The organism is Micromonospora sp. AKA38, assembly GCF_027925725.1.
In the GTDB taxonomy this organism is placed as follows: Bacteria; Actinomycetota; Actinomycetes; order Mycobacteriales; family Micromonosporaceae; genus Micromonospora.
Window position 1 is genome coordinate 218,967 of the sequence record NZ_BNEI01000001.1, and the last position, 24,704, is coordinate 243,670.

Below are 24,704 nucleotides of genomic sequence, written 5' to 3' on the forward strand. Positions count from 1 at the left end.
TTGCGCTTCTGGCCCCGACGAAAGGCAGAAAGCGGACCTGACCCGGGCAGCAACTGCAAGATCCGGCGAAGTCAGGGGGTCGGGGCCGTGGCGGGAGAGGGCTCGAAACCGGCCAGGCGGACCGCCAGTCGTTGTCGGGCGGGGGGCAGTGCGGAGGCCGTTCGGAGCAGGAGGTTCCGCAGTGGTCGCAAGGGGGGCGGGGCAGCGGCGAGCCGGGTGAGCCCGGCGGCGAAGCCGAGCACCTCCTCGGCGCGGGGGCGACGGTCGGCGGCGTACCGGTCGAGGGCCTCCGGGCCGACGGCGAGCGCCTCACCGAGGGCGACCGCGTCGCGCAGCCCGAGGTTCATCCCCTGCCCACCGGCCGGGCTGTGCACGTGCGCCGCGTCGCCGGCGAGCAGCACCGGACCGGACCGGTACCGGCTGGCGATCCGGTGGTGGATCCGGAACCGGGACGCCCACGCCACCTCGGTGACCCGGTCCGGCCGCCGGACCGGGCCGCGCTCGTCGAGCAGTGCCTGAAAATGGTGCGCCCGCGGCTCGCGTGGCGCGGCGTCGACGGTGGCGACCAGCCGGACCGTGCCGTCGGGCAGCGGCGCCCAGACCAGCGGGCCGCCACGGGACAGGAACAGGTTGACCTGGTCGCGCGGGAGCGCGCTGTCCACCCGCACGTCACCGAGCAGGAACGACTCACCGGGGTCGGCCGGGCCGCCGAAACCGATGCCGGCCAGCTCGCGGACCCGGCTGTGCATCCCGTCCGCGCCGACCACCCAGCGGGCCCGGACCGCGCCGCCATCGGCGAAGCGGGCGGTCGCGCCGTCGTCGTCGAGGTCCAGCCCGGTCAGCTCGTACGGCCGCAGCACCCGCCCGCCGAGCGCGGTGAGTCGGTCGGCGAGCACCGCCTCGGTCTCCGCCTGCGAGATCAGCAGCGCGTACGGATAGCGGGACGGCAACCTGTCGAACGGGACGGTGAGCAGCAGCCGGTCCCGATCGCGGATGCTGAACCGGGCCGAGTGCAGGCCCCGGTCGGCGAGCGGGTCGGCGATCCCGATCCGGTCGAGCACCTCGAGCGTGCCGGCGTGCACCACCGCGGCGCGCGAGGTGATCGGCGGCTCGACCAGCCGGTCGACCACTGTCGTGCGCACCCCGTGCCCGGCCAGGGTGACGGCTACGGCCAGGCCGGTCGGCCCGGCCCCGACCACCAGGACGTCCGTGCGTTCGGGCAGCATCGCTTCACCTCCAGGTTATGTCAACAACTGTTTGCCAACGCTTGTTGACATAACACTAGCGTCGATGTCAACGCGCGTTGGCCTACAGTCGTGGACATGACCGAGCCGCCGTCCCGCACCCGCCGCTCCGACGCCACCCGGGCCGCCATCCTGCGCGCTGCGCGGGAACGCTTCGCCGCCGACGGGTACGACCGGGCCACCATCCGGGCCGTCGCCGCCGACGCCCGGATCGACCCGTCCATGGTGATGCGCTACTACGGCAGCAAGGAGGGGCTCTTCGCGGCGGCGGCCGAGTTCGACCTGCACCTGCCCGACCTGGCTCAGGTGCCCTCCGAACAGCTCGGCGAGAGGCTGGCCCGGCACTTCCTGCGGCGGTGGGAGGCCGACGGCACGCTTGTCGCCCTGCTCCGGGCCGCCAGCACCAACCCCGGCGCGGCCGAACGGATGCGCGGCATCTTCGCCGGGCAGCTCGCCTCGGCGGTGGCCCGCTCCGGCGCCGACCCGGCCACTGCCGCCCGTCGGGCCGGCCTGGTGGCCAGCCAGATCCTCGGGCTCGCCCTCACCCGGTACGTGATCCGGCTGCCCCCGGTGGTCGACCTCGACGCGGACGAGCTGGCCGGGTGGGTCGGCCCGACGATCCAGCGCTATCTGACCCAGCCGTTCCCCGAGGCGATCGAGGGGTGACCGGCCGGCTCCGACCGGAGCCGGCCGGGAACGCTCAGCGGTTCAGGCCGCCGGGCTGGTCGCCCTTGACGACGGGCGCCCGGACCAGGTTGCCCCACTCGGTCCACGAGCCGTCGTAGTTGCGCACCTGCGGGAACCCGAGCAGGTGGTGCAGCACGAACCAGGTGTGGCTGGACCGCTCGCCGATCCGGCAGTACGCCACCACGTCGTCGGCCGGGCTCAGCCCGAGCTGGTCGGCGTAGATGGCGCGCAGCTCGTCGGCCGACTTGAACGTGCCGTCGTCGTTCGCGGCGGACTTCCACGGCTTGCTCACCGCGCCCGGGATGTGCCCGCCGCGCAGCGCGCCCTCCTGCGGATAGTCCGGCATGTGCAGCATCTCGCCGGTGTACTCACCCGGCGACCGCACGTCGACGAGCGGCCGGCCGGCCGCCACGTGCGCCATGACCTGCTCCCGGTACGCCCGGATAGGCGCGTCGTCGCGCTCCGGCACCGGGTAGGAGGCGCGGGGCCGGCTGACCTTGTCCCGGGTCAGCTCCCGCCCCTCGGCGATCCACTTCTGCCGGCCGCCGTCGAGCAGCCGCACGTCGGCGTGGCCGAACAGGGAGAAGACCCAGAGGGCGTACGCGGCCCACCAGTTGAAGTTGTCGCCGTAGAAGACGACCGTGTCGTCGCGGCCGATGCCCTTGGCCGCGCACAGCTCGGCGAAGCTGGCGGCGTCCAGGTAGTCGCGGGTGACCTGGTCGTTCAGCTCGGTGTGCCAGTCGACCTTGACGGCGCCGGGAAGGTGACCGGTGTCGTAGAGGAGCACGTCCTCGTCCGACTCGACCACCACGAGGCCCTCGTCGCCCAGGTGCTCGGCCAACCACTCCGTGGTGACCAGGCGCTGCGGGTCGGCGTACGACTGGAGGCGGGGATGCGGATCACTCGGCACAGGCATGAGCCCCAAGGTACGCCGGATCGGACGCGCCGGATGTGACACCGGCCGCTATCCAGCGGACGGACATCGGGCGATCCCGATTCGCGGGAATCGGCCACCCCGAACGGAACGGTCAGGCGACCGAACCATCCGGATGATCACGTCGACCGGAGGATCGGGATGCAGCGAACCCGGCGGGTCGTACGTGACAGTTGCGAACGCCCCCGACCGCGGAGGACCGCGATGACCCCACGGCAACAGACCGGGCCACCCCGGGCCGGGACCGCACCGGCGGACTTCACCGAGTTCTACCGGGCCCACTTCCACCGCATCGCGGTGCAGCTCTACGCGTACCTGGGTGACCACGGCGAGGCGCAGGACCTGACCCAGGAGGCGTTCTGCCGGGCGCTGGAACGCTGGCCCCGCATCGCCGGGTACGACGATCCGTCCGCGTTCGTCCGTCGGGTGGCCTGGAACCTGGCCACCAGTCGGCTGCGCCGGATGCGTACCGCCGTGCGGCACCTGGCCCGGCAGCGGGAGGAGCACGTGCCCGGCCCGGAGCCGGACCGGGTGGCGTTGCTCGACGCGCTGGCCGTCCTGCCCGCCGACCAGCGCCACGCGATCGTGCTGCACCACCTGGCGCACCTGAGCGTCGCCGAGATCGCCCAGCAGGTCGGTGCGCCGGAAGGCACCGTCCGTTCCCGGCTGTCCCGGGGCCGGGCCGCGCTGGCCCGTCACCTCACCGAGACCGGATCGGAGTTGCGCCGTGCCTGACCTGGAGGAACTGTTCGTCGAGTTCGAGACCGCGGCGGTACCGACCTTCCGGCCGCCCGGCGTGGCCGACGCGCAACGTCGCATCCGGGAGCGCCGGCGGCGGCGCGGCCTGCTGGCCGGCCTGCTCGCCGTGGCGCTGGCCGGGCCGGCCTCGGCGCTCGCGGTCGCCCATCGCGGCGACCGGCCGGGACCGCTGCCGACGCCGTCGGTCTCGCCGAGCGCGGGCGACCGGCTCACCATCCGCACGGTCACCCTTCCCGGGGTACGCGGTGAGCTGGCCGACCTGCGCTTCGTCTCCTCCCGGGCCGGTTGGGCGCTCTTCGACACCTGTCCGGCCGACGAGTCGGTGAGTGGTTGCCGGCGTACCGTCGCGCGGACCACCGACGGCGGCGTGACCTGGCGGCCCACCGACCTGCCGGCGGTGCCCGACGGCCTGGTGCAGATCCTGCCCGTGGACGCGGACACGCTGGTCGTGACGACGCGCGGCGGCTACCTGGTCACGACCGACGGCGGGCGCGCGTTCACCAGCCACCCGTACGACGCGCCGCCGGCGGCCGTCCGGCGTGTCTTCGCCACCCCGAGCGGGCTCTACCTCGGCTGTCCCCCGGACGGCGTCCGACCGGACTGCGAGCGACGACGCGTGCTCCGGGTGAGCGGTGGCCAGCACTTCCGGCAGCCGCCGGTCACGATGCGGTCGGACACGGAGGACACCCTGGTCGAGGGCGCGGACGGCCGGCTCTGGCTGACCGTCTGGTCCGCCGGGAGACTGACCGTGGTCACCAGTTCCGACCAGGGTTCCACCTGGCGGAAGCTGCCGACGGTCGCGGGTGCCCGGCAGCTCGCGCTCGCCCCGGACGGGCGGGACGTCTGGCTGATCCGGACCGACCGGCCGAACGGCACGTGGCGACCGGCCGGCGACGGTTGGCAGCCCGGGGCGGACCTGCCGGACGACACCGCGACGGTAGCCGCGCCCGGCGACGGTCTCCTGGTGGTCGCCGACGCGTACGGCGGGTTGGGGTTCGTGACCAGCGGTCGCTACGCCGAGGTGCCCGAGCTGCGCGAGGCGTTGCCGACGCCGGCACCGGACACGGCGCTGGGCGTCCTGCCGGACGGCACGATCACGGTCCGGCGCGGGCCGTCGTGGTTCCTCGGCATCGGTCGGGGGACGGACCGGACGTGGGTGCGGTTCTCCTGACCCGCCTGGCTGACCGACGGTGGTCAGGCGCGGCGGTGCACCAGCGGGCCGTCGTGCACCCGCGCCGGCCCGAGCGTGCCGGCCCACCGCCGCACCCGCACCTCGGGGTACGCGCCGGTCAGCTCGCCCAGCGGCGCGACCGCCTCGACGCGGTCGCCGCCCACCAGGACCGCCAGCCCGGCGCGGGGCTCGTCGTCGAGGGTGAGCCGCAGCAGGTCGGCGACGTGGACGGTGCGCACCGCTCAGCCGGCGTCGACCGGGCCGAGCACGGGCCGCTTGGCGGTGACGAAGTCGCCGGAGGAGCGGCCGGTCAGCCGACGCTTGATCCACGGGGCCAGGTGCCGGCCGGCCCAGCGCAGGTCGGCGCCGCGGGCGGCGAGCCACGGGGTGGGCGCCGGGTGCGGCGGCACCATCAGCCACTCCTCCTCGCAGCCCACGCCGAGCGCGGTGAGCACCTGCGCGGCGACCCGCCGGTGCCCGGCCGCCGACAGGTGCAGCCGGTCGGTGCTCCAGAGCATCGGGTTGAGGTACGCCTCGTCGGCGTAGAGGTCGACCAGGATCGCGCCGTGCCGCTCGGCGACCTCACCGACGGCCCTGTTGAGCAGCGTCACCCGGGGCGCCACCAGCCGCTGGCCGGGCAGCCGGGCCATCACGTCGGCGAACCGGAACAGCACCACGTCGCTACCGCCGGACCGCAGCCGCCCGATCACCGCGTCGAAGCGCGGGACGAAGACGTCCGGGTCGAAGCTGCGGCGCAGCACGTCGTTGCCGCCGGCCGCGAAGCTGATCAGGTCGGGCTTCATGGCCAGCGCGGCCGGCACCTGCTCGGCCACGACGTTCGGGAACAGCCGGCCCCGGATGGCCAGGTTGGCGTAGCGGAAGTCGGGGCCGGCCTCGGCGGCGAGCCGGGTCGCGACCAGGTCGGCCCACCCTCGGTAGCTGCCGTCCGGATATGCGTCGTCCATGCCCTCGGTGAAGCTGTCGCCCACCGCCACGAAGCTGCGCCAGCGCACGGCGCCTCCCTCCGACGTCCCCCGCAGAAGCGTCGTCCAGTCTGTCACCGTCCGGTGCGCTCCCGCTCACCCCCCGGGCCCGGACGTGGTGGACGTCTCGGCGCCGGGCGATCCATCGGCTGGACCGCCCGGCGTCGAGATCAACTCACGGCAGGTACGCCAGCAGCGCCCGACTGCGGGTCGGTGCCGGCTCGGTCACCGTGCCGAGCGGCGTGAACGTGCTGTCGAGGACCGTGATGCCGGTTCCCCGCCGCAGCAGCACGGTGCCGTCGGCGTTGAACAGGACCGAGCGCACCTCACCCGACCCGGGCAGGTCGACGACCTTGCTGGTGGTGGTGTCGACCACCGCGAAGCTACCGTCCCGGCGGGACGGGTCGGTGCCGATCCAGCCCACCGCGAGGTACCGGCCGTCCGTGGAGACGCTGCGCGCCTCCCAGCCGCCCCACTTGTCGGCCTCCTGCTTCGGCGGCGTGTAGGTGTACTGCCGTATTCCGGTGCCGCCCGTGACGTAAGGCGTGCCCTCGGCCACGGCGGCCAGCCAGGTGCCGTCGACGGACCAGCAGCGATCCGTCTCCTGGCCGGGGTCGCCGGGCACCGGCTGGCGGGTCGACGCGTTCAGCAGCAGGGACTGGCCGTTCTTCTTCTGCACCATCAGCAGGTCGCTGCGCTGCCAGCGCAGCGGCCGGCTGCCGAGGCAGCTGATCCCCTCGGCGAACGTCCGTGCCCCGGCCTTCCCGACGGTGGCGATCAACAGGACGCCGCTCATGTTGTTGTCGGTGCTGTCCTGCACCCACACCACCCGCCGGCCGTCCGGCGAGACGGTCACGGTGTTGGCCTCGCAGCCGTCGCCGGAGTGGACGACCTCGTGGACCACCCGGTCCTCGGTGCCCCGGACCGCGTGGATGCGGGACCGGGTGGGCGCCTGCTCCAGGTAGAAGCGGGTGCCGGTCAACACCGACTGCGGCTGGCCGGGGCTCGTGCCCGGCTCCCTCGACGACGATGGCGTGCCGGACGGCTCGACGGACGGCGTCGGGGTGGGCTCCACCGGCGGCGGAGTGCTGGTCACCGACGGGACGGCCGGCGCGGGCGCCGAACCGTCCGGCCGGATCGCGAGCGCGGTCCCGGTCGCGGCGGCCAGCACCAGCAGTACGGCGGCGGAGGTGGCGACGGCCCGCCGGATGCCGAGCCGGCGGGAGGTACGCAGGGCCCGGTCCCGCAGGTCGACCGGGGTGACCTCGTCGGCCAGGTCGGCCAGGTCGAAGCGCAGACGATCCTGGTTCATCGGACGGTCCCTTCCGTGGCGTACAGGTCGGCGAGTTCCGGGGCGACGGTGCGCAGCTTGGCGAGCGCCTTCGAGGTCTGACTCTTGACCGTAGTCAAGAGGCGAAAAAAGCCACCATCTCAACACCGAACCGCCCCAGCTGACCTCCACCCACCTCGCCCCCCACACTGATACGAGCGCTTTGGCCGGCTACTCGCCTCACAATGCCGCGCGGTGATGGTCAGCCCGGTGCGGCATCGTCACGAGATCGTAGGTGCGGCACGGTTGCAGTGCGACCCGCCGGCGCAACAGGGCGCGCCGGCGGGTGCAGAGATGTTCAGGCAGCCGGGTCGATCAAAGCCGAGGCGATCTTGGCGGCGATCTCCTCGATGCTGTCCTCTGCGGTGTCGAAGCCGACCATGTCACCCAGGAACGAGCTGTACTCCTTCACGTCTGCGAACGTGACGTTGTGCAGCACGGGAATAACTGTGTCCTTGTGCAGCAGGGCGCCCAGCTCCCGCTCGGTCCAAAAGCGGCCGGCGAGGTAGGCCGGGGTCAGCACAACAATGCCGGCGCGGGCCAGGCGTAGCCCGTTGTCCAGCTGCCGCGCCATGCTTTTGCCGGGCTTCATTTCAGCCTTGTCGCGCCAGACGTCCAAGCCCAGCGACGTCAGCCCGGAGTGCAGCTCGTCCGTGACCGCCTCGCCGTCGATGCGGGCGTAGCTGCAGAACAGATCGTGCTCGCGGTTGCCCACGGGCAGAGCGGCGTGGACCCGGTCGACCAGCTCCTGTTCCGCCGGGGTGTAGCGGACCTGCACCTGAGGCTGGGAGGCTGCTACGAGCCGCCGGTTGATCTCGTCGAGCACCCTTTTGTTGTGCGCGTCGGCGCGGCGATTGTGCTGGTCGACGGCCCGGTTGTGGTCATTGATGACCTTCCGGTTGTGTGCCTCAACCTTGCGGTTCTCGGCCATAATCTCCCGGTTGGCGGCGGCAAGCTGCCGCTTCATCTCGCGCTCTGCCTGCTGCTGCGCGGCGCGAAGCTGCCGGTTGAGGTCCTGCTGCGCCTGACGCAGCCGGCGATTGAACTCGCTCGCGCTGAACGATGCCACCGCGACCTTCCTTCCCCCTCGTCGTGCGCACCCGGATCCCTGTCGACGTGCGCCCCCGGACCTGCTCCGGGTGAGGCGACCTTATGACGCAAGGACGACACATCCGCCGCCTATACCGATAAGCCGGGTTATCGGTAACGCATTTCGAGCGGTACGATGCCGAAGGTCTACCGTTCTCCCTGAGCGCCGACGGCAGAAGGGTAGGGCGATGAACCGAACCGAACCGACCCTGACCCTGCGGGACATCGCCGATCTCGCCAAGGTGGAGCGGGCCGTGGTCAGCATGTGGCGACGGCGGCCACGAGTGCGCGGCCAGCACATGCCGTTCCCCCGCGCCGTAGCGGGAGCCGGTCCAGTGGAACGGTTCCGGCGGGACGAGGTCGTTGACTGGCTGGCCCGGACCGGTCGGGGCAACAATCCGGAGCACCGGCTGGACGCACCCGCGTTGGGGGTACCGGCGAGCGCGTCGCTGGAGGACCTGGTGACGTTGCTTTGCCTGTCTGCGCACTGTGATGGCGACCTTGCGGCCCTCACCGCCGCTGAGCGGGAGAGCTTGGCGCAGCACGCCGACCCCCGTGACGAGTTTCTCTTGACCGAGGTCCGGCAACTGACGGCCACCGACGCCATGGTGCGGTTCGTCGACGACCTGGTCGAGGCTTCTTTCGGTCTTCCCGAGGCGCTGGCGCGGTTGGAGAACGGCCCAGCAGGTCGAGCCTTGGGGCGTCGGGAACTCACGACAGAGGCGATGGCGCTTATCAGTGCCATCGTGCGAGCCGGGGCCCTGCACCTCGAACCGGACGGCGTGCCGGTGGTCTTCGCCGGTGGCCCGCCGAGCCTCGCGCTGGCCGTCGGTTCCGGCGGGCGTCGTTTGTTGCTTCAGAGTGACGGTCCAGCCGCCCGCGCGCTGCGTCGCCGTGCACTGCTGCATGAACTCGCTGTCGTGGACCGAGCCGATACGCCCCTGCTGCGCGTCCTGGCCGTGCTCGGTCTGGACACCGACGCGACGCTTGACCGTATCGACGACCTACTGCTCGAACTCGCACCAGGCGAACTGGCCGTGGTGATCGGGCCGGCAGTTGCGCTGTGTGAGCGGCTGCGCGGCGACGCCGAACGGTTGCGCGCCCGGACGCTCCGGCTGGGGCACCTGGCCTCCGCCGTACGCCTGCCGCGCGGCATGTGGCGGCAGGCCCATCGCCAAGCGCTGGGCCTTTGGGTCTGCGCGGGCGGTCAGGATGCACGCCGGCCGATGGTGGCGGACCTCGACGCCTTCCCACTCGCGGACCTGTCTGTGGAGGATCTCTCTGCCGACGTCTCCGCAGCGTTGACCAGTGACGGTGCCCGTGCCTTCCGCTATCTGCGTACGGCCGATCTAGCCACCATCCTGACCGGATCCCCGATCGTACCGTCCGGTGCGCGTGCGCCGCGTTGGGGAGTTCCCTCGGTCGACCACCTGGCCCGGGTGCGGGCGGCGGCCCTGGTCACCGCCGAACCACCCCCCTCGTTCGATGTCCTGGTGACCGCTTCCCCGGGCGCGATCCTGCTGCGGCAGCGTTCGCTGGGCGAACTGTCTGATGCCGGAGTCGTTAAGGTGCACCGTCGCAGCCGAATCGATCGGAGTCACAGCGACCCGAACGGGACCGTTCCCGTACTCACCGCCGACGGCACGATGGACAACGTGGCGCTAGACCCCTTCGACGCCGAGCGGCTCTACCCCCGGGCCGCTCGGACGGAGGCGGGCGACATCGTCTTCGTAGATGGCGAGGCTCCGCGAGCGCGCGTCGATGAACTCGGCGGCTCCCTCGTGGCGTCACCGTCACGGATCCTGCGGCTGCACCCGAGCGTCGAGGTCGGCCCTCATACGATCGCCGCCATCATCAACCATCAGTCGGCGACCACCGAGTGGCGCACGTGGAGCCTCCCGCTCCTCGATCCCACGGCGGCCGCAAGGCTCGAGGCATCCCTAACCATGGCGAGCGCCTATGGTGCGGCGCTACGCCGGCGGCAGAACGCCCTCCATGATCTGACCACCGCCCTGATCGACGGCGTGACCGCCGGAGCGGTGAACGTTGTGCCGCACAGCAACACCTAGGAAGGACTGCAGACTAATGCCACCGCGCAAGAGGCAAGAACCGTCGGCGCCGTCGACGATGAAGGAGCTGAAGGACACCCTGTGGAAGGCGGCCGACCGTCTCCGCGGCTCCTTGTCCGCTAACCAGTACAAGGACGTCATCCTCGGCCTGGTCTTTCTCAAGTACGTCTCCGACGCCTACGACGAGCGCCGCGAGCAAATCCGTGCCGAGCTCACCGTCGAAGGCATGGATGAGGACCAGATCGAGGAACTCATCGACGACCCGGAGGAGTACCAGGGGTACGGGGTCTTCGTCGTACCGCCCGCGGCGCAGTGGTCCTACCTGGCCGAGAACGCCAAGGGTAAGCCGGCGGTCGCCGACGAACCGGCCAAGACGATCGGCCAGCTCATCGATGAGGCTATGAGCGCGGTCATGGGCGCCAACCCGCCGCTCGGCGGCACCCTGCCCCGCCTCTACAACAAGGACAACATTGACCAGCGTCGCCTCGGCGAGCTGATCGACCTTTTCAACAGCGCCAAGTTCAGCCGCCAGGGCGAGGACCGGGCGCGGGACCTGATGGGCGAGGTGTATGAGTACTTCCTCGGCAACTTCGCCCGCGCCGAGGGAAAGCGCGGCGGAGAGTTCTTCACCCCGCCCAGCGTCGTCAAGGTGATCGTCGAGGTGCTGGAGCCGTCCAGAGGACGGGTGTACGACCCATGCTGCGGGTCGGGCGGCATGTTCGTTCAGACGGAGAAGTTCATCTACGAGCACGACGGCGACCCCAAGGACGTCGCCATTTACGGTCAGGAGAGCATCGAGGAAACCTGGCGGATGGCAAAGATGAACCTCGCCATCCATGGCATAGATAACTCCGGCCTAGGGGCGCGGTGGGGCGACACGTTTGCCCGCGACCAGCACGCGGACGTCCAGATGGACTACGTGATGGCCAACCCGCCGTTCAACATCAAGCACTGGACCCGGCGAGAGGACGACCCGCGCTGGCAGTTCGGCGTCCCACCGGCCAACAACGCCAACTACGCCTGGATCCAGCACATCATCTCCAAGCTCAAGCCCGGCGGCAGCGCTGGCGTGGTCATGGCGAACGGGGCGATGTCATCGAACTCGAACGGCGAGGGTCAGATTCGCGCCCGCATCGTTGAGGCCGAGCTTGTTTCGTGCATGGTGGCGCTGCCGACACAACTATTCCGCAGCACCGGCATCCCGGTCTGCCTGTGGTTCTTCTCCAAGGATAAGAAAGCCGGCAGGAATGGCGCTGTGGATCGGCGCGGAGAAGTGCTCTTCATTGACGCCCGCGAGCTGGGCTACATGGTTGACCGAGCGGAACGAGCACTGTCGGATGAGGACATCGCGAAGATCGCCGACACGTATCACGCCTGGCGCGGGACGGACTCAGCCGCCAGCAAGAGGCTGATCTACCAGGACATTCCCGGCTTCTGCAGGTCTGCCACCCTGACTGAAATTAAGGACGCCGACTACGCACTCACCCCAAGCCGGTACGTGGGCGCGGTCAAGGTGGCTGACGACGGCGGACAGCTCGACGAGAGGATTACCCGACTCTCGAAGGAACTCCTCGAGGCTTTCGTTGAGTCCGCCCGGTTGGAGAAGGTCGTCCGCGAGCAGCTGGAGCGCCTCGATGGCTAGGACTGTGACAGTTAAGGAGCTAAGTGACGCCGGCGTCCTCGTATATAGCGATGGTTACCGGACCAAGCGATCGGAGCACGGCCGGCCCGGCTATCGGATCCTCCGAGTAGCCGACGTGCTGAATGGACGCCTGGTTCAGGATGGTGAAGACTATGTGCGCGATGAGTTTCGGCACAGTATAGGGCCGAAATTGAGTCAACCGGGCGATGTGCTGTTGACTACAAAGGGAACTGTAGGTCGGGTAGCGATTTACCCTCCAGTCACAGAAAAGGTAGTCTACAGTCCTCAGCTCTGCTACTTCCGGATCCTAGATCCTACCATTCTCTCGGCTCGCTATCTGTCGTACTGGTTCAAGTCTGAAGAGTTCCGCCACCAGGCCTCGCACCGGGCAAATAACACCGACATGGCCGCCTACATTAACCTCCGTGATATTGGATCACTTCAGCTGAAATGTCCGCCCATCGCTCAACAGCGGGCGATCGCCGAGGTTCTCGGGACGCTCGATGACAAGATCACCACTAACGATCGGATCGGCCAACTCGCTGGGTCACTAGCGGATGCAGAGTTCGCGAAGGCCGCCACCGCCTGGCATTTCGATGCGACGACTTTTGAGGAAGTTGCGGAAATTGGAGGCGGCGGGACTCCGAAGACTTCAGTCGACGAGTACTGGGGCGGGGATGTTTCTTGGGCGACGCCCACGGACGTCACCGGCTTGCAGTCGCCCTACCTGAGTCGGACGAGTCGGACGATCACCGTTGACGGGCTTGCCTCCTGCTCATCCAAACTCTACCCGGCAGGGTCGATTCTTATGACATCGCGCGCGACTATCGGTGCCTTCGCGCTAGCGCAGGTGCCGCTGGCTGTCAACCAGGGCTTCATCGTCGTCAACGCTTACAACCGGGTCTATCAGTGGTGGCTGTTCCATGAGATGCGTTCACGTGTCGACGAGTTCCTGAGCCACGCCAACGGGGCCACCTTTCTTGAACTCCCCCGTGGCAAGTTCAAGAAGCTCGGACTGCGACTTCCGACAGTTGAGCAGGCATTCGAATTTGCCTCGAGGGTACGGCCCCTTCATGACGTGGCGGCACAGTTGATGACTGAAACGGCGACGCTGGCGGCTGCACGGGACGAGCTGCTGCCGTTGCTCATGTCAGGTCAAGTTCGGTTGCGGGATGCGGAGAAAATTGTGGGGGAGGTGGTCTGAGTGGCGGCGCAGTCGAGGGTCAGTGAGGCCCAGTGGGAGATGGTTGCGTTGGAGGCGCTGGCCGAGCAGGAGTGGCGGCCATTGCCGGGCACGGCCATCGCCCCCGGCACTGATGGTGGCCGCAAGTCCTGGGCTGACATCGTGTTGCCCGACCGAACGTTGTCGAAGATGCGCGAGCTGAACCCACACATCCCGGGTGACTACCTCGCGCAGGCACTGGCAGAGATCGTCGAGCCGACGTCGCAGGATGCGATCACTGAGAACCACCGACTGCATCAGATCCTGACCAAGGGCTACCGCGGCATCAGCTACACCGACTCCGACGGCGTCGAGCAGAACCCAACCATCCGACTCGTCAGCCACCGGCCGTGGGAGAACGAGTTCCTCGCCGTCAACCAGGTGACGGTCCACTCGGTGGAGGTAGACCGCAGGTTCGACATTGTGCTCTACCTCAATGGCCTGCCGGTGGCGGTCTTCGAGCTAAAGCGCGCCTCCGCTAAGGCGGACCTCTCCGCCGCACACGCCCAGTTGGACACCTATCTGCGCGAGTTCCCGATGGCGTTTCGGTTTGCGGTCGTGACCGTGATCAGTGACGGGATCACGGCCCGCTATGGCACGCCGTTCACCCCGCTGAATCACTACTCGCCGTGGAACGTTGACGACGACGGCAGACCCATACAACCAGGCACGGCGATCGATGACCTGGATCTGGGCATCGAGTTGGAGTACCTCATCGACGGGGTATTCAACCCGGAACGGTTCCTCCAACTTCAGCGGAACTTCACCGCCTTCGACGGTAGTGCCGATGGCTTCGCGAAGCGAATCGCCAAGCCCCACCAGTACTTCGCGGTCACCAGGGCCGTCGGCACGACGGTCGCGGCGGTTAATAGCGACGGCCGGGCGGGGGTGGTCTGGCATACGCAAGGTTCCGGCAAGTCCATGGAGATGGAGCTATACGTCCACCTGGCCGGCCAACGCCCCGAGCTGCGCAACCCGACTTTCGTCGTAGTCACCGACCGCCGGGAGCTTGACGGCCAGTTGTTCGAGGGCTTCGCCCGGTCGCTGCTGTTGGCCGAGGACCCGGTGGCGGTGGCCAGCCGCGCCCGGCTGCGGGACGAACTGACGCATCGCACTACGGGCGGCATCCTGTTCACGACGTTGCAAAAGTTCAGCCGTACCAAGGAGGAGCGGGACGCCGGCCCGGACCATCCCCTGCTATCGAAGCGACGCAATATCATCGTCATCGTGGACGAGGCGCATCGCAGCCACTACGACGACCTCGACGGGTACGCCAAGTACATCCGCGACGCCCTACCGAACGCCTCGTTCATCGCCTTTACGGGTACACCGATTTCTTTCGCCGACCGCAACACGCAGGACGTCTTCGGCACGGTGATCGACACGTACGATCTGACCCGAGCGGTGCGGGACGGCGCGACGGTGCCGGTGTACTTCGAACCCCGCCTGATCAAGGTGGGCCTAACCCGCGGTATCACCGAGGAGGATCTGGACCGGGCCGCGGACGAGGCCACAGTCGGGCTCGACGAGGTGGAACGCGCCCGAATCGAGCAGTCAGTCGCCGTCGTTAACGCCGTTTACGGCGCGCCGGATCGACTCCGCGCGCTCGCCGCTGACCTGGTGCAGCACTGGGAAAACCGCTCGGCGCAGATGGTCAAATTTATCGGCACGCCTGGCAAGGCGCTCATTGTCGGCGGCACCCGCGAAATCTGCGCCAACCTCTATGAGGAAATGATCAAGCTGCGCCCCGAATGGCACAGCGACGCCCTCGACCACGGAAAGATTAAGGTGGTCTACTCCGGGAGCGTGCAGGACCAGCCGCCGATCTCGAAGCATGTCCGCCGGTCCGCCGAGAATAAGACGATTCAGCAGCGGCTGCGAGACCCCGATGATGAGCTGCAGTTCGTCATCGTGAAGGACATGATGCTGACCGGCTTCGACGCTCCGCCGCTGCACACGCTCTACCTCGACCGGCCGCTAAAGGGCGCTCTGCTCATGCAGACACTCGCCCGGGTGAACCGGACTTTCCGGGGCAAGCCAGACGGTCTGCTCGTCGCCTTCGCGCCGCTGATCGATAACCTCACCAAGGCGCTGGCCGAGTACACCGCCGACGACCAAACAGCCAAGCCTGTCGGCAAAAACGTGGACGAGGCCGTGGCCCTGACGGAGACGCTGATGACCACCCTCGATCAGGTGTGCGCAGGTTACGAGTGGCGGTCGCGACTTGATGGCGGCCCAAGAAGTTGGATCCAGGCCGCAGTAGGGCTCACCAACTATCTGCGCTCTCCGCAGACTCCCGGCAACCAGATCGCAGAAGGCGCGGAGAGCCTCGGCGACCGCTACCGGAAGCTGGCCAACCAGCTCGCCCGCGCGTGGGCGCTGTCCTCAGGTAGCGATACCTTCGACGACCCGCGGCGCCGGGACGCCCAGTTCTATGAAGAGGTCCGGGTATGGATGGCCAAGTTCGACGCCCAGGAACGCCAGGCCGCCGGCAGGCCCGTACCCGAAGAGATTCAGCGCCTGCTGTCGGCGTTGGTCGCGTCGTCGACGGCATCCGGCGAGATTGTCGACATCTATGCCGCCGCCGGCATTCCCAGGCCGAGCCTGGCCGATCTCGGTCCCGATTTCCAGGCCAAGGCCAGGGCGGCTACCAATCCACACTTGGCGATCGAGGCGCTACGGGCGCTGCTTGTCGAGGAATCGACCAGGGCGACCCGGCACAACCTGGTCCGCCAGCGTGCCTTCTCCGACCGGATCGCTGAGCTGATGCGCCGGTACACCAACCAGCAGCTAACCTCCGCAGAGGTCATCGCCGAGTTGGTCCAGCTGGCCAAAGAGGTGGCCGCCGAGGGGAACCGGGGCGCCGACTTCACCCCGCCCTTATCGGACGACGAGTTGGCGTTCTACGACGCGGTCAGCGTCAACGAAGCCGCCGTACGTGTGCAGGGCGAGGACGTGCTGGCGCAGATTGCCCGTGATTTGGTCGGCATCATGCAACGCGACGTGAAGACCGACTGGACCGTGCGCGACGATGTGCGCGCCAAGCTCCGATCTTCGATCAAACGGCTACTGGTGCGCCACAGGTACCCGCCGGACAAGCAGCCGGAGGCCATCCGTCTGGTCATCGAGCAGATGGAAGCGATGGCACCGCACTACGCCGCAAAGCATTCGTCGTAATGGAAACCGCCGGCCGTATTGTGTGGGCTTGACCTTTTTCGACGGGCAGGGTCGATGTGTTGATCTTAGTCAGGCTGCCTGGACCGCTGGTAGCAGGTGCCAGCCGGTGGCTTCGAAGGCGGCGAGGGCCGAGGTAGCCCATGGTTGAGTGCCGGCGGCGGGTGTTGCCGCCCTTCGATTGGCTCGTTCGCTGCTAGGTCAACCCGTCGGTGCGGATCACTGCCATCTGCAGTTCTGGTCGTCGCATAAACTGTTTGTTCTCGCCTGAATCGGGCGCTCTGCCCCGCCACTGTCGAGACCAGGCCACGCTCAGGTACGCCATCTGAGCATTTTGTGCATGCGCGATGTCGCGGTGTAACTTCAGATCGCCCGCGCCTTTGAGCAAGTACTGATAGGGGTCTACATGCGTGAAGTCGTGCGTCGGTCGGTTCGGGCGATCCTGTGGGACGAACGCGATCAGCTCGTGTTGATCAAGAGGACGAAGCCCGGCCAAGCCCCTTACTGGACTGCGCCCGGTGGCGGCCTTGAACCGACTGACGCATCCCTCGATGCAGCCCTCCGACGTGAGCTGCTGGAGGAGTTGGGCGCGGAGGCAGATCGGCTCAGCCAGGTGTTCTTGTTCAGCTCACCGTCAGGGGATGGGGTGTCCGTACAGCACTTCGTCTCCTGTCGGCTCACACAGGTAGACGAGAGTGCTCGCACGGGGGCGGAATTCACTGATCCGGGCCGCGGTGGCTATGTCCTGGACCGGGTGGCTGTCGACCGCCTTCCTGAGGTGGACCTGAAGCCTGAGGCCCTGAAGGAGTTCATCCTCGCGAACGCCGATGCCTTGCTATCGGAGTTCAGCTAAGGCAGGCCATATCCCTGCCGGAGCGAGTGTGAAGCGGCGCGCGACTTGGAACACGTCTTGGGGGCGGCTCGCTCCGGCGGTGATCGCTGCGACCGCGCCAATGAGCATTCGGTGCGAGACGATCAATGCTGTGGATCCTTCACCCGCGTGTCCGAGGATCGCCGAGGCAGCCGTTGCCCGTTCGTAGAGCGCTGTAAGGCTCTCGCCCCCGGCCAGGGCCGAGTCCGGGTCGCGGAGCCGGTCCGTGCGCCAGGTCCGGTACTCAGATGGGTACTCGTCAGGTCCTCTGCCGAGGACACAGTCGGGGGCCCGCCACTCGGCGTACAGCGGGTTTGGGGTAGCGAGCCGCGCGCCGAGCATCGCAGCCAGGATCTCCGCGCTTGTGGCGGCGCGCGGATGCGGGCTGGTCAATACGATTGCAGGCCGGACACCGCGGTCACGAAGTGCGTGGGCGGTGGCGGCGATCTGTGCCGCGCCGCGCGCGGTGAGGGGCGTGTGGGGGCGGGCATGGGCGTGGGGGATGGTGATTCCGTCGAGGCTGGTTCCGTGGCGAATCCAGAGGGTCGTCATGACAGGTGCCAGCCGCCGTCGACGTTGATCGCTTGGCCGGTGATGAATCCCGCTTCCGAGGTGGCCAGGAAGGCGATGGCGGCGGCGACGTCCGTGGGTTGACCCCGTCGTTTGATGCACTGTCGGTCGAGCTGGCGTCGGACCATGGCGTCGTGGTCGGGTACGACGCTCTGTTCTGCGGGGACCTCGATCGAGCCGGGCCGCACGGTGTTGACGGTGATGTTGTGGGGGCCGAGTTCGCGGGCGAGCGCGCGGACCAGTCCTTCCAGGCCGCTTTTCGCGGCGATGTAGCCGGCGAGGTCGACGCGTCCGAGCTGGGTCATTATTGAAGAGACGACGATGATTCGGCCGTAGTCGTTGGCGATGAGAGCTGTTGTGGCGGCGCGGATCGCGGCAGCGTGCGTGACGAGGTTGAGTTCGAGCTGGTCGCGAAGGACGGTGAGGTCCGTCTGGCTCCACGGGGTGCGGGGGTACGCGCCGGCGTTGCTGATCAGGGCTGCGAGTTGGGCGGCGTGTTGCTCGATGGTGGCGCGGAGTGCGGTCTGGGTGTCAGCGGCGGTCAGGTCACCGGTGACGGTGTGGGTCTGTGCGCCGTGGCGGCGGGCGGCCTCGACGACCGCAGCGAGGTTGGTGTCGTCGTGACGGTGGGTCAGCACGAGGTCGAATTCTGCGGACAGCCGGGTGGCGATGGCCGCTCCGATGCCGGTGCCTGCTCCGGTGATGACGGCGATGGGGCGGCTCATAAGGGGGGCTCCGCTGGCGTGTGGGTGGTGAGTCCGAGGATCTGTTCCAGGTCGGCGTCGGAGGCGTAGAGGTCGGCGAGTAGGCCCAGCGACAGGGCGGCGTCGCGGGGTTCCAGGAGCTGTAGTGGGTAGACGGCGAGAATCCGCATGGCGAGGTACGGGCGTATCCAGGTGAGTAGATCCGTGGCGGCGGAGAGCGCGAGCGGCCGGGCGAGCGTCGTGAGGTATCGGGTGATGGCTTGCTGCCGGGCCGGCGATGGTTGGTGCTGGTAGTCGATGCCGACGGCTCGGTGGGAGAGTCTTCTGAGCCGTACGGTGGGTTCGACAGCTTCGGCGAGTGCCTTCCTGTGATCGGCGTAGGCGTCGGTGTTGTAGTGCGGGACGAGCCAGGCGCCGTGCAGTCTCTGGTACCACAGGAAGCAGGCGATCTCGCCGGGGAGGGCGTTGAGGCCTGCGGTGTCGTAGTCGAACCAGACGGGCTGGTTGTCGGCGTCGAGGCCGATGTTGAAGTCGGTGGGGTCGCCCTGGGTTATCGCGGCCCAGACCTGCTCGTCCGGTTGGAAGGCGTCGCGTAGCTCGCTGACGAGGGCAGGAAGGTCGAGCCGTCGGGGCTGTCCGTTGACCATGAGGGTGGTCTCCCGCAGCTCGGAGGGCCGGAGACCGTCGGCATCTGTCAGTCGGAGCAGGATCGGGTTCTGGCCGTAGTAGTGGTCCAGCCTGCCGCCGGGCTGGGCCCGGTCGTGGTAGAGCTTGCTATTGGCGCGTGAGGTGGGGACTCGGCAGATGGTCGCGTCGATGGTTCGGCGGTAGTGCTGGAAGGTTGCGTCGAGCCCGAAGTCGAGGTTGGCCGCGCTGCCGGGGCCGGTGGACGTGAGAGCGTCGAGGAGCAGGCCGGTGTCCGGAAGATCGGGTTGGTGGCGTTCGTAAAGGGTGAGGGTCCAGTGCCCGACGCGGTGGTGGGAATGCAGCCTCGGTAGCCGGTAGTGGTGGCGGATTCGGTGGTGCCCGGCGACTTCGGCCGCAGCCTCCACGGGGTTCGGGTTCACCTTGGCGAAAAGGCGGTGTGTGCCGATGTCGAGGTGGAAGGTGCGGTTCATGGTGAAGCGGCGGTAGCGGCCGACGCGGATCATCGAGTCCACCAGCCCGCGCACTGCCCCGCGAAGTCGGCTATGACCTTGGCGGGGATGGCGCGAAGGTCGCTCGCGGTGGACCAGAGAGCGTCGTCGTAGCGGTCCCGCACGGGACACGCGTCGGCGACCGACATCAGGTGCGAGAACGGGGTGGCCACCGCGTGGTGGCCTGCTGAACCGGTGATCCACTTGGCGTAGCCGTGCCGTCCGTAGAGGCCGACCACATGCGGCTGGGTGCCGTCCGCTCGAATGGTGAGTGCGGCGAGATGGGTCAAGCCGGTGTCGTTGCCGATGACCAGCTCGGCGTCGGCGAACATGTCAATGCACTCGACCGCCGTTGGTCCGTGAAGTACCTCAATCTGCCCTGCGGATGCCGGAGGCTGGTGGTCCGGTGGTGTCACCAGGCTGAAGCGCCAAGAGCCCGAGTGGCGGGCTGACAGGTGTTCGGCGAGGGCGCCGAAGTTGTCAATGCCGTAGTCCTTGCGGTCGGGGCGACTCGTCGTGCCCACGAAGACCACGTGAAGTGGCTCCGACGCAGCGACCGACGACCGGAACCCGGGACAAGGGTCACCGGATGCGGGGAGCCGGACGCCGAGGGCTTGCTCGACGTCGAGGTAGTAGCGCATCGGCAGCGCCGCATGGACCTCGACGGTGTCGAGGTCGATGAGGTCGAGCAGCGCTGGAGGCGCTTCCGGTACCGCCTCGAACTCCAAGGCGTCTTCGCTGCCGAGCGTGCCCAGTTGGTGCCCGTCGCCGCCCCTGACCGTGACTGGAAGGGTGCACCGGGCGATCAGGTCCGCCCGGCTGCCGGCGTACTCCAGCGTTCCGAACTGCTCGTGTGTGGCGTCGTGAAGCGCCTGTGCCATGGCGAGGCCGAGCAGCAGGTCGCCGAGCCCGCGCGAGCCGAAGTCGACGCTCCAACCGGTCTGACGCACCGCGTCGAGGCGTGCCTGCCGGGGTGGGGTCTCTCCGTTGGCCCGGCGATACGGCAGGAGCCGGCCGAGCGGCGCCCGTTCACGTCGGACGAGGTACCGCCCGCCGCGGTGGCACACCGGTTCGTCGACGAGGGTCACAGCGTTGTCAGTACGCACAGCGGGACCCCATTGCGTTCGAGTAGCTGTCGGCCCTCGCCAGCGGTGTCTTCGACGAGGCAGAGCGCGCCGGTGATGTCGGCGTCGGCCGTGCGGAGCGCCTCGACGAGATTGGCCAGAGTGAGTCCGGTCGTGATCTCGTCGTCCACGATGAGGACGCGTAGTCCTTCGAAGTCGCCGTAGGCGAAGACCTCGAGACGCCGGGCATGCGGCTCGTGGAACACGAGCTTCCCGGGTAGGTCGAGGTTGACTTTCCAGGCGAGCCGGTACTGGCTACCGCTGGCCCAGGCCACCGCGATTGTCGGCACGATGCCGCCAGCGTCCAGGCCGAGGAGAAGATCGTGCGGCCGGTAGGCCGGGTGCTCACACCATCGCTTCCACAAGCTGCGTCCCGTCGCCAGTACCTGTTCCGCGGCCACGTCGGTGCGAATGCCATCAAGGCCGTGGACGACGCGGATCGGACGAGTGGTGTCTCCCACCCCGAGTCGGGTCACCCGATCGGCCTGCAGAACCTCGTCAAAGGCGGTGGTCATCGAAGATCTGGTCCTTCCGTCTGGGGTGTGTTGGACGCGACCGAGCAGCCGAGCGCGTCGTGGTAGGCGAGGATTTTGGCGGCGGCTCTGCGGACCCGGTGGGAGAGGATTTCGTCCTGTCGCCACCGGTCGTCACTGACCTCGGCCAGCGTCGGGAGGTCGATATCGGCGTTCGGATGGCTGGCGGTGAAGGCGAGACGGACTTCCTCGCTGGTGTCGAGGTCCACCCCGTCGGCGCGCAGGATGATCTTCATGATCAGCACGATGTGCTTGTAGACAGCGCGGATATCGGGCTCGGGGTTCGCGGCGAGTCGCCGCAGCACCATCGCCACGAGCGGCAGTTCGCCGCGTGAGGCGCGGTCGTCGGTTGGTGCGTCGAAGGCGTTGAGGACGAGGTCGCTTCGGCGGTAGAGCAGGCCGTAGCCATCGCGGGCTATCTGCCGCATCGAGTGCAGTACCCGGGGTGGGACCGACCCGGCGAGCATCTCCCGGGTGGTAAACGACGACAGTGCGATCTTCTCCCCCGCCGGCCCGCTCTGGGGTACACGCCTAGTCTGAAGCCAGTCGAGCGGCAGCGTGTCGCGTACGACAAGGAGGTCGATATCGCTCCATCCCGGTTGCCAGCCCTGATGGGCGAGGCTCCCCGTGGCGGCGACGAGCGCGGTCTCAGAATCGGTCAGTCTGGCGACGCAGTCGGCGAGTACCGGTTGCAGGGCCTCGGGGATGGCCGTGTCCGCACGTGGTGGAATCCTGGCCCCGGACCTGCGGTGAACAACTTCCGTGACCGCCCTCTTCAGCATGGCGAGGCTGTGGCCGTTGTCGATGAGGGTGTCGGCGATTGACGCGATGCGGTCTGCGCCCCGGCTTCGTTTGATCGAGTCGCGGGCGGAGAGCGACTCCATGGCCTCGGTGGCGCGCTGCGCGCGAAGCCGGTCCGGGAGGCGGAGGAACACAATCTCGCAGCGCTGGCCCCAGATCCTGCGGAGATGTGCTGTGGCGTCGAAGCGGTGCGCGCTCTCCAGGCTGATCCGGTGCGAGCCCGGGTTCAGCGCGGCGAATCGAAGGATCTCCTCCGTGAGCATCTGCGCCTGGGTCACCTCGTCCCATTCGCGATACGGATCGGTCACCCCGAGCCGATCGGCGGCGAGCTGCATGAGGTAGCCGATCTTCAGCCGGGTGGCGGTGTGCTCCGAGCGGAGCAACTCGCCGACCGTGCTCTTGCCGCTCTCGGACATACCGGCAAGCACCCATAGGTGCTGGATCCGGTCTGGCGGCAGCGGAACGACGGGCACGTCGAGCCGCGTCAGGGCCTCACGGATTTCACGCTGCACGTCGAGGAGTGGGCGGTGCCCGCGCACCACGATGGCCTCGTACTCCCCGCCATCGACTTGGAGATCGATCGCCTCGGCCAGTCGCTGCTGGTACTCGACGTAGCGCTCGGTGGTCGGCACCGGCTCGCGTGCCACGGCGTGGTGCGCCTCGGCTACCGGCTGGTCGGTGTGGCGCAGCAGCAGGTGCAGCTCACGGCGTGGCGCGGGGGCATAGCGACGTGCTCTGGCCTCAACGTGGGCGAGCGCCTCGGCGGTGGATGTGCCGTCCTTGACCGCCGCTGTCGCCGCGCAGGTCGCCACAAGCATCGGCCAACCGCGGTCCTCCAAAGCCAAGGGGCCGCCACCGGCACACCGTGTGGCGTGGGAGCTGAAGACGAGGTCGATGTGTTCTTCGGTGGTGCTGTCGACGAACCACCACTGGCTGAAGTCTCGTCGCGACACCTCGGCCCATCGCCGGTCCCACCGATCGACTGTTCCGGTGAACTCGATGTCCGGTATCGCCGAGGCCAACCAGCGGGCGTTCGTGGTCTTGCCGACGTTGTCGGTGCCGTTGAGGGTGACGGCGGTCCTCATCGCGGCTCCCGATAGCTCTTGAGCGTGCGCCAGTGAGGGATGCGGCGGCGACCTTCATGGATGTCGAGCACAAGGGTGTCGAAGGCTTCGGTGAGCTCGGTGAACTGCTGGAGCGCCACCGAGGGATCGACTTCGCTCGGGCCCAGCTGGGCGGTCTCCGAGAATCGCCTCCACCGAACCCACGCGATGGCCAGGCGGTCGACTACGGAGCCGATCGTCTCGGTGTGCAAGGGTGCCCCACCTGACGGCTTTATCACCTGCTCAACCCAGGAGTCGATCTCCCCGATGAGAGCGACGCGAGTGGCGTTGAGACGATCGATCGATCTCTTGGCAGCAGCCACCACGTGGTCGTCAGCGGATGGGTCGCGGGAGATTGTCTCCGCCGCCCATTGTTCGCGGTGGTGCGAGGCGAGCCGGGACGCCGTGTGAAGGGGCACCGCCCAAACCTCTGGCAGAACCCGCGGACGGCCGCCGAACGTTCTGGTGATCAACTCGGAGCTGGGTAGCGGTGGACAACGCTGCGAGTCGAAAGCGAGTGGTGGGTCACCGACGGAACGGAGGGGCATGGGTGAGCCTCCTTGGTCCTTGTTAGGGCGGCGGCCGGTACTGCGGCCTGTCAGGGGCGGAGGGGTGCCGGTGTCGGTGGTGTGGCCGCGTTCGAGGATGAGGACAGCGGAGAACAGGCCCGGCCGGCGCCCGCTCAGCCGCTCGTGCGCGGCGAGGATCTCGCCACTGTGCGGATCGACCAGCAACTGGGAGGTGGATCCGTCGGCGGTGATCGTGAAGGTCAGGCCGGGGCGCCCGACGATGTCGGCGCTCTGCCCGCGGTAGGTGATGCCGGAGATGGCCGCGAGGACGCGGAGGCTCGTGGCCCGTTGGGCTTGGTTGAGGTACTGGGTGCTCGCGAGCGCGACGACGCCGTTGGCGAGTAGCCGTGGGTAGGCGGGTTCGTCGGCCAGTTCCCTGGGGGCGAGCATGTCGGCGAGGGTGGGCGCATCATCGGGCAACGGCTCGGGCAGGTACGGATGCAGGCCGCCTGACAGGTGTTCAGTCGTAGTCTCAGGCGCCTGCGTGAACAGGGCCGGCTCGTGGCGTTCGGGTTGGTGGTTCAGTCCCGGCAGGTCGGGGAGGCGTCGGATCTTCTCCTGGCCCGAGCCGTCGGTGTCGCGGCGCCATTGGCGCAGGTCGGCGCGGGTGATGGCGTTGGTGGCGCGGGTCCAGGACTGGGTGTGCAGGTAGGTGTAAGGCAGAGCGGTGGTGGTGTCGTCGGGCGTGGCCGTGACGGTGTCGGCGAGGGCGACCAGCCGCTGTGACGGGGTGAGACCCGGCCCGGTGGCAGCCGGCTGCGTGGCGACGATCCGGCTTTCGGTGATTGCGGGCGCCGGCGACGCGGGCGTCTGGTGGGCCGGGGTGGTGGTGTGGCAGCCGCTGAGGAGGACGCCGCCGAGCAGGCCGACGGCCAGGCGGCGGGCGGGAGCAGTCGGGGTGGCCATCACGGCGTCGGGGTTCCTTCCTGGCACTGAGCAGTCAGCGGCGACGGCAGTGCTGGCGTTGTGAAGGTGAGCACGGTGGCGAG

The 24,704-nt window shown here is 68.5% G+C and carries 21 protein-coding genes and 1 pseudogene; 8 read left to right on the plus strand and 14 right to left on the minus strand.

What is annotated here, in order from left to right; translation table 11 throughout:
- Positions 1-71: 71 nt before the first annotated feature.
- Entirely contained in the window at positions 72-1,226 is a 1,155-nt protein-coding gene (locus TPA0908_RS01095) for an FAD-dependent monooxygenase (RefSeq protein WP_281933811.1), read from the minus strand.
- Positions 1,227-1,322: 96 nt separating this feature from the next.
- On the opposite strand from TPA0908_RS01095, the gene TPA0908_RS01100 reads away from it, so the two are divergent.
- A complete protein-coding gene (locus tag TPA0908_RS01100) occupies positions 1,323-1,910 on the plus strand; it encodes a TetR/AcrR family transcriptional regulator (protein ID WP_281933813.1) in 588 nt (195 codons plus the stop codon).
- Between the two features lie 34 nt (positions 1,911-1,944).
- On the opposite strand, the gene TPA0908_RS01105 is transcribed toward TPA0908_RS01100, so the two are convergent.
- Positions 1,945-2,847, minus strand: coding sequence for a sulfurtransferase (locus TPA0908_RS01105; protein ID WP_281933815.1), 903 nt, complete (start codon positions 2,845-2,847; stop codon positions 1,945-1,947).
- Positions 2,848-3,069: 222 nt separating this feature from the next.
- On the opposite strand from TPA0908_RS01105, the gene TPA0908_RS01110 reads away from it, so the two are divergent.
- The gene (locus TPA0908_RS01110; protein ID WP_281933817.1) at positions 3,070-3,600 is read left to right on the plus strand and encodes a SigE family RNA polymerase sigma factor; all 531 of its coding nucleotides are present in this window, start codon (positions 3,070-3,072) and stop codon (positions 3,598-3,600) included.
- Complete coding sequence (locus tag TPA0908_RS01115) at positions 3,593-4,795, plus strand: WD40/YVTN/BNR-like repeat-containing protein (RefSeq protein ID WP_281933819.1); 1,203 nt, start codon at positions 3,593-3,595, stop codon at positions 4,793-4,795. The genes TPA0908_RS01110 and TPA0908_RS01115 overlap by 8 nt, the downstream gene beginning before the upstream one ends.
- Before the next feature lie 23 nt (positions 4,796-4,818).
- Here TPA0908_RS01115 and TPA0908_RS01120 read toward each other — a convergent pair whose 3' ends face one another.
- From TPA0908_RS01120 to TPA0908_RS01135, 5 genes and pseudogenes are all read right to left on the minus strand, one after another.
- Entirely contained in the window at positions 4,819-5,034 is a 216-nt protein-coding gene (locus tag TPA0908_RS01120; RefSeq protein WP_281933822.1) for a hypothetical protein, read from the minus strand.
- Between the two features lie 3 nt (positions 5,035-5,037).
- Complete coding sequence (locus tag TPA0908_RS01125) at positions 5,038-5,808, minus strand: SGNH/GDSL hydrolase family protein (RefSeq protein WP_281933824.1); 771 nt, start codon at positions 5,806-5,808, stop codon at positions 5,038-5,040.
- 145 nt (positions 5,809-5,953) lie between these two features.
- Positions 5,954-7,090, minus strand: coding sequence for a hypothetical protein (locus TPA0908_RS01130; RefSeq protein WP_281933826.1), 1,137 nt, complete (start codon positions 7,088-7,090; stop codon positions 5,954-5,956).
- Positions 7,087-7,182: pseudogene (locus TPA0908_RS31665) on the minus strand (SigE family RNA polymerase sigma factor); the annotation flags it as partial. The pseudogene TPA0908_RS31665 and the gene TPA0908_RS01130, both read right to left, overlap by 4 nt.
- A 224-nt stretch (positions 7,183-7,406) precedes the next feature.
- Positions 7,407-8,177 (minus strand): toll/interleukin-1 receptor domain-containing protein, encoded by a 771-nt coding sequence (locus TPA0908_RS01135; protein ID WP_281933827.1) that lies wholly within the window; start codon positions 8,175-8,177, stop codon positions 7,407-7,409.
- 208 nt (positions 8,178-8,385) lie between these two features.
- Between TPA0908_RS01135 and TPA0908_RS01140 the strand changes: the two genes are divergently transcribed.
- The 5 genes from TPA0908_RS01140 to TPA0908_RS01160 all read left to right on the plus strand — a co-directional run bounded on the left by TPA0908_RS01140 (position 8,386) and on the right by TPA0908_RS01160 (position 17,157).
- Positions 8,386-10,266, plus strand: a complete 1,881-nt coding sequence (locus tag TPA0908_RS01140) for a hypothetical protein (protein WP_281933828.1) — start codon at positions 8,386-8,388, stop codon at positions 10,264-10,266.
- A gap of 58 nt (positions 10,267-10,324) precedes the next feature.
- On the plus strand, positions 10,325-11,908 hold the full coding sequence (locus TPA0908_RS01145; protein ID WP_281933829.1) for a class I SAM-dependent DNA methyltransferase: 1,584 nt from the start codon (positions 10,325-10,327) through the stop codon (positions 11,906-11,908).
- 115 nt (positions 11,909-12,023) lie between these two features.
- Complete coding sequence (locus tag TPA0908_RS01150; protein WP_281933830.1) at positions 12,024-13,112, plus strand: restriction endonuclease subunit S; 1,089 nt, start codon at positions 12,024-12,026, stop codon at positions 13,110-13,112.
- Entirely contained in the window at positions 13,113-16,307 is a 3,195-nt protein-coding gene (locus tag TPA0908_RS01155; RefSeq protein WP_281933831.1) for a type I restriction endonuclease subunit R, read from the plus strand.
- A gap of 403 nt (positions 16,308-16,710) precedes the next feature.
- Positions 16,711-17,157: an NUDIX hydrolase gene (locus TPA0908_RS01160; protein ID WP_281933832.1), complete on the plus strand. Its 447-nt coding sequence runs from the start codon at positions 16,711-16,713 to the stop codon at positions 17,155-17,157.
- Here the strand turns inward: TPA0908_RS01160 and TPA0908_RS31745 are convergent.
- From TPA0908_RS31745 to TPA0908_RS01190, 7 genes are read right to left on the minus strand one after another with little or no spacing between them, the layout of a single operon-like run.
- Complete coding sequence (locus tag TPA0908_RS31745) at positions 17,140-17,727, minus strand: histidine phosphatase family protein (RefSeq protein WP_374709155.1); 588 nt, start codon at positions 17,725-17,727, stop codon at positions 17,140-17,142. The genes TPA0908_RS01160 and TPA0908_RS31745 overlap by 18 nt on opposite strands.
- Positions 17,724-18,470, minus strand: a complete 747-nt coding sequence (locus TPA0908_RS01165) for an SDR family NAD(P)-dependent oxidoreductase (protein WP_281933834.1) — start codon at positions 18,468-18,470, stop codon at positions 17,724-17,726. The genes TPA0908_RS31745 and TPA0908_RS01165 overlap by 4 nt, the downstream gene beginning before the upstream one ends.
- Positions 18,467-19,609: a hypothetical protein gene (locus TPA0908_RS01170; RefSeq protein WP_281933836.1), complete on the minus strand. Its 1,143-nt coding sequence runs from the start codon at positions 19,607-19,609 to the stop codon at positions 18,467-18,469. The genes TPA0908_RS01165 and TPA0908_RS01170 overlap by 4 nt, the downstream gene beginning before the upstream one ends.
- Positions 19,597-20,673, minus strand: coding sequence for a glycosyltransferase family 9 protein (locus TPA0908_RS01175; protein ID WP_281933838.1), 1,077 nt, complete (start codon positions 20,671-20,673; stop codon positions 19,597-19,599). Before TPA0908_RS01175 ends, TPA0908_RS01170 begins: the two co-directional genes overlap by 13 nt.
- Complete coding sequence (locus tag TPA0908_RS01180; RefSeq protein WP_281933840.1) at positions 20,670-21,224, minus strand: phosphoribosyltransferase; 555 nt, start codon at positions 21,222-21,224, stop codon at positions 20,670-20,672. The genes TPA0908_RS01175 and TPA0908_RS01180 overlap by 4 nt, the downstream gene beginning before the upstream one ends.
- Positions 21,221-23,128, minus strand: a complete 1,908-nt coding sequence (locus TPA0908_RS01185; RefSeq protein ID WP_281933842.1) for a hypothetical protein — start codon at positions 23,126-23,128, stop codon at positions 21,221-21,223. The genes TPA0908_RS01180 and TPA0908_RS01185 overlap by 4 nt, the downstream gene beginning before the upstream one ends.
- Positions 23,125-24,621, minus strand: a complete 1,497-nt coding sequence (locus TPA0908_RS01190; protein ID WP_281934624.1) for a DUF4254 domain-containing protein — start codon at positions 24,619-24,621, stop codon at positions 23,125-23,127. Before TPA0908_RS01190 ends, TPA0908_RS01185 begins: the two co-directional genes overlap by 4 nt.
- Positions 24,622-24,704 lie beyond the last annotated feature (83 nt).

Bases quoted from the DNA above. Each gene is read 5' to 3' on its own strand.
- TPA0908_RS01190 (WP_281934624.1), bottom strand. From the start codon at position 24,621: ATGGCCACCCCGACTGCTCCCGCCCGCCGCCTGGCCGTCGGCCTGCTC.
- TPA0908_RS01105 (WP_281933815.1), bottom strand. From the start codon at position 2,847: ATGCCTGTGCCGAGTGATCCGCATCCCCGCCTCCAGTCGTACGCCGAC.
- TPA0908_RS01145 (WP_281933829.1), top strand. From the start codon at position 10,325: ATGAAGGAGCTGAAGGACACCCTGTGGAAGGCGGCCGACCGTCTCCGC.
- TPA0908_RS01095 (WP_281933811.1), bottom strand. From the start codon at position 1,226: ATGCTGCCCGAACGCACGGACGTCCTGGTGGTCGGGGCCGGGCCGACC.
- TPA0908_RS01180 (WP_281933840.1), bottom strand. From the start codon at position 21,224: ATGACCACCGCCTTTGACGAGGTTCTGCAGGCCGATCGGGTGACCCGA.
- TPA0908_RS01130 (WP_281933826.1), bottom strand. From the start codon at position 7,090: ATGAACCAGGATCGTCTGCGCTTCGACCTGGCCGACCTGGCCGACGAG.
- TPA0908_RS01165 (WP_281933834.1), bottom strand. From the start codon at position 18,470: ATGAGCCGCCCCATCGCCGTCATCACCGGAGCAGGCACCGGCATCGGA.
- TPA0908_RS01100 (WP_281933813.1), top strand. From the start codon at position 1,323: ATGACCGAGCCGCCGTCCCGCACCCGCCGCTCCGACGCCACCCGGGCC.
- TPA0908_RS01185 (WP_281933842.1), bottom strand. From the start codon at position 23,128: ATGAGGACCGCCGTCACCCTCAACGGCACCGACAACGTCGGCAAGACC.
- TPA0908_RS01110 (WP_281933817.1), top strand. From the start codon at position 3,070: ATGACCCCACGGCAACAGACCGGGCCACCCCGGGCCGGGACCGCACCG.
- TPA0908_RS31745 (WP_374709155.1), bottom strand. From the start codon at position 17,727: ATGACGACCCTCTGGATTCGCCACGGAACCAGCCTCGACGGAATCACC.
- TPA0908_RS01140 (WP_281933828.1), top strand. From the start codon at position 8,386: ATGAACCGAACCGAACCGACCCTGACCCTGCGGGACATCGCCGATCTC.
- TPA0908_RS01160 (WP_281933832.1), top strand. From the start codon at position 16,711: ATGCGTGAAGTCGTGCGTCGGTCGGTTCGGGCGATCCTGTGGGACGAA.